This window comes from Pseudomonas sp. 05T35 (assembly GCF_056396605.1).
Genome location: NZ_JBFTLU010000414.1, coordinates 1 through 4,179 on the forward strand (window position 1 = coordinate 1; position 4,179 = coordinate 4,179).

Annotated in this window: 3 protein-coding genes and 1 pseudogene; 2 read left to right on the top strand and 2 right to left on the bottom strand. The window is 58.7% G+C overall.

Annotated features, from left to right (window positions below; translation table 11 throughout):
- A partial coding sequence (locus AC1DH9_RS24170) for a carbon starvation CstA family protein (RefSeq protein WP_477808909.1) occupies positions 1–1,514 on the bottom strand: 1,514 nt, incomplete at its 3' end.
- A gap of 380 nt (positions 1,515–1,894) precedes the next feature.
- Between AC1DH9_RS24170 and AC1DH9_RS24175 the strand changes: the two genes are divergently transcribed.
- Both AC1DH9_RS24175 and AC1DH9_RS24180 read left to right on the top strand, forming a co-directional pair.
- Positions 1,895–3,256: a cache domain-containing protein gene (locus AC1DH9_RS24175; RefSeq protein ID WP_477808910.1), complete on the top strand. Its 1,362-nt coding sequence runs from the start codon at positions 1,895–1,897 to the stop codon at positions 3,254–3,256.
- Between the two features lie 33 nt (positions 3,257–3,289).
- Complete coding sequence (locus tag AC1DH9_RS24180) at positions 3,290–3,922, top strand: response regulator (RefSeq protein ID WP_054597410.1); 633 nt, start codon at positions 3,290–3,292, stop codon at positions 3,920–3,922.
- 2 nt (positions 3,923–3,924) lie between these two features.
- Here the strand turns inward: AC1DH9_RS24180 and AC1DH9_RS24185 are convergent.
- A pseudogene (locus AC1DH9_RS24185) lies at positions 3,925–4,179 on the bottom strand (c-type cytochrome); the annotation flags it as partial.

Sequence of the window (4,179 nt, forward strand, 5' to 3'; positions counted from 1 at the left end):
TTAAGCGCCGGAACGAAGGAACCGAGCAAATCCTGCAGCATGAAACGCCCGGCACGGGTGCCGGCGTCGACCGCCGTCAGGATGAACAGCGCTTCGAACAGGATCGCGAAGTGGTACCAGAACGCCATGGTGTTTTCACCCGGCAGAACACTGTGCAGGATCTGCGCGATACCGACCGCGAGGGTCGGCGCACCGCCGGCACGGGCCAGCACGGTGGTTTCACCGATGTCCCTGGCCACTGCTTGCAGGGCTTCCGGGGTAATCATAAAGCCCCAACTGCTGACAGTCTGAGCCACCTGTACCACGTCACCGCCGACGATTGCCGCCGGGCTGTTCATGGCGAAGTACACGCCCGGTTCGATCACCGAAGCGGCCACCATCGCCATGATCGCCACGAAGGACTCCATCAGCATGCCGCCGTAACCGATGTAACGGGCATGACCTTCACTGGCCAACAGTTTCGGGGTGGTGCCGGAAGCGATCAGCGCATGGAAACCCGAGACCGCACCACAAGCAATGGTGATGAACAGGAACGGGAACAACCCGCCTTTCCACACCGGTCCGGTGCCGTCGATAAACTGGGTCAATGCCGGCATTTTCAGCTCGGGCATGGTGATCAGAATGCCGATTGCCAACGCCATGATGGTGCCGATCTTGAGGAAGGTCGACAGATAGTCACGCGGCGCCAGGATCAGCCAGACCGGCATTACTGCTGCAACGAAACCGTAGCCGATCAGCATCCAGGTGATCTGGATCCCGGTGAAGCTGAACGCCTTGGCCCAGACCGGATCAGCGGCAATCTGCCCACCGAGCCAGATTGAACCCAGCAGCAGAAGCACGCCGACAATGGAAATCTCACCGATGCGGCCCGGGCGGATGTAGCGCATGTACACGCCCATGAACATCGCGATCGGGATGGTCGCCATCACCGTGAACATGCCCCACGGGCTATCAGCCAGGGCCTTGACCACGATCAGCGCCAGCACCGCGAGGATGATGATCATGATCAGGAAGCAGCCGAACAGCGCGATAGTGCCAGGGACACGGCCCATTTCTTCACGGACCATGTCGCCCAGGGAGCGACCGTTGCGGCGGGTCGACATGAACAGGACCATGAAGTCCTGGACCGCACCGGCCAGCACCACGCCGGCGATCAGCCAGAGCGTGCCGGGCAAATAGCCCATTTGCGCCGCCAGCACTGGACCGACCAGCGGACCAGCACCCGCGATGGCCGCGAAGTGGTGACCGAAAAGGATGTGTTTGTTGGTGGGTACATAGTCCAGACCATCGTTGTTGACGACGGCGGGGGTGGCTCGACCGGGATCGAGCTGCATCACCTTATTGGCGATAAACAGGCTGTAATAGCGGTATGCGACAAGATAGATAGCGACTGCTGCGACTACGATCCAGAGGGCGTTGATGGCTTCGCCGCGGCGCAGGGCCACGACACTCAGCGCAAAAGCTCCCAGGACAGCCACGGCAAACCAGGCGAGGTGTTTAGCCAGACGGGTCATTGCGTGTCTCCTGCCGACAGCCAGTGGACTGCGGCGGTAATTTTTATAATTGTGTCCGCTATGCGGAGCTGGCCCAATATCCGCGCATGCCGTCTACAAATAAATCCGCGTTACTACGTACGCAGTGTCTGCGTAGTTCTACGTAGACGACACCGATCTCCTTGTGAGAGCGAGCCTGCTCGCGATAGCGGTACGACAGCCAACATCAATGTTGAATGTTATTCAGTCATCGTCGGAACGCCGCCCGGAGCCGGCTCGCTCCCACAGGTTTTGCATTTACTGAGCCACAGGTCATTCCGTCCAGCGCCGCTACTGGACACGCGTATCTTTGGCATATGATGCCGGGCCTTCGCTTTCCCTCGGTCCGGTCAGGAGCAGAGATGCAGCTCAAACATAAAATCGTCGCGCTCGGGATTCTGCCGCTGGTGTTGGCGATTGCGGTCATCTGCGTGTTGGTGATTTCCCTGAACCGCCAACTGGGTGATCAGCAGACGCAACTGATCGAAGACAGCATTCTGGCCAGCAAGCGTGCAGAACTGAAAAACTACGTCGAAATGGCGCAAAGCCTGATCGCGCCGCTGTACGACAACGGCAAGGGTGACGAGCACGCACAGCAACAAGTGCTGGAAGAACTGCGTAAGCTCAGCTTTGGTATCAATGGCTACTTCTTTGTCTACGACCGCCAGGGCCGTAGCCTGATGCACTCGCGACAGTCGGAACTGGTGGGCAAATACCTGTGGGACATGAAGGACCCGCACGGTCTTCCGGTGATCCAGGCGTTACTGAAAAGTGCGGAGTCAGGGGAGGGCTTTCAACGCTACGCCTGGAACAAACCCTCTTCCGGCCAAGTGACCGATAAACTCGCCTATGTCGTGATGCTGGATCGTTGGGGCTGGATGCTCGGTACCGGCATCTACCTCGAGGACGTTGAGCGTGCAACACAGCAGGCGCGTGACGAGGTGGCTCAGGGCATCCGCAAAACGATGCTCGCCATTGCCATCGTAGCCCTCGTGGCAGTGCTTTTCGTCTTCGCCAGCGGCATGACGCTGAACGTCAGCGAACATCGTCTGGCCGACAAAAAACTTCAACGGTTGACCCAGCGTATCGTCAGCTTGCAAGAAGAAGAGCGATCACGGGTTTCCCGTGAACTGCACGACGGTATCAGCCAGGTACTGGTGTCCATCAAGTTTCAGTTCGAACTGGCCAGCCATGTGCTGGAAAGTGGACAAGACAGGGGCTTGAGCATTTTAAGAGAGGCCACGGAGCGCCTGGGAGACGCGATTGGCGAGGTTCGCAGCCTTTCTCACGACCTGCGCTCGTCACTGCTCGACACGCTGGGGCTGTCGGCGGCGATCGGTCAACTTGCCGCAGAGTTCGAGCAACGCAGCGGACTGGTGGTGACCTACAACAACAACGAATTCGAGTGTCATCTGGTCGATGGGGCAGCGGTCTCGTTGTTTCGCATTGTGCAAGAAGGCCTGACCAACATCGAACGACATGCCCAGGCGCAAAACGTATCCGTTACCCTGCACGGGTCCGAAGAGTCCATAYGGCTGACGGTGGTCGATGACGGTGTCGGTTTCAACGTCGCTCAGGTCGAACGCCGCCACTCCGGTATAGGGCTGCGGAACATCCGCGAACGGGTCGAGCATTTTGGTGGCCGATTCGAGCTCGCATCGACGCCGGGAAGAAGTGTGCTGGACGTTCTGCTGCCCATGAAAATGCCCGGTCCAAAACACTGACTCAGCCAATAACAACAAGAGTGAATGCCCCTGATGAACCTGTCCTACCCGATCCGCGTCGCCCTGGTCGACGATCATTCCCTGGTCCGTGACGGAATCAAGGCGCTGCTGGCGGTCATGTCCCCCCTGGAAGTGGTGGGGGAAGCCGAGAGTGGCGCCGAAGCGATTGAGATGGTGAGGCTCTGTCAGCCGGACCTGTTGCTGGTCGACATCAGTCTGAAAGACATGAACGGACTTGAGCTGACCCGGGTGTTGAGCAAGCAATATCCGTTGCTCAAGATTCTGGTACTCAGCATGTACGACAACTATGAGTACGTGAGCGAGTCTGTTCGTTCTGGCGCCAGCGGTTATGTGCTGAAGAACGCACCTTCACGGGAAATCATTGCGGCCATTGAAGCGATTGCCAGCGGCGGAACGTTTTACAGTGCGGAGATCGCACAGCGGCTCATCGCCGACAAGAACACCGAAAACGAGCTGACGCCGCGCGAGAGTCAAGTGCTGTGCAAGATGGCGCTGGGAATGAACAACAAGGAAATGGCCCGCGAGCTGGACATCAGCGTTCGGACGGTGGAAACCCATCGTTTGAGCATCCGTCGCAAACTCAACATCGACAAGCCCGCGGCCTTGGTCAAGTACGCAATGGACCACGGGATCATTTCGCATTAAGGCTTGGCTGCAGGCGCAGCCGGGGTCTGGCCTGCCGATGGGTTCGAGGCAGCCTGCACATCGGCATCGCTCGCATGGGCACTGCCGTAGGTCACCGCAAGGTAGGCGCCGATGATGCTCACATCCTGATCGCTGATCGGAGCACCATACACGTGCTGCATCTTGCTCGCTTCCCCAGTCCACTGTGCCAGGCTCATGCCGGGAGGCTGGAAGTTGATGTAGTCGGCAGAATGGCAGGTTGAGCACTTCTGTTGAGC

Bases quoted from the DNA above. Each gene is read 5' to 3' on its own strand.
- AC1DH9_RS24180 (WP_054597410.1), top strand. From the start codon at position 3,290: ATGAACCTGTCCTACCCGATCCGCGTCGCCCTGGTCGACGATCATTCC.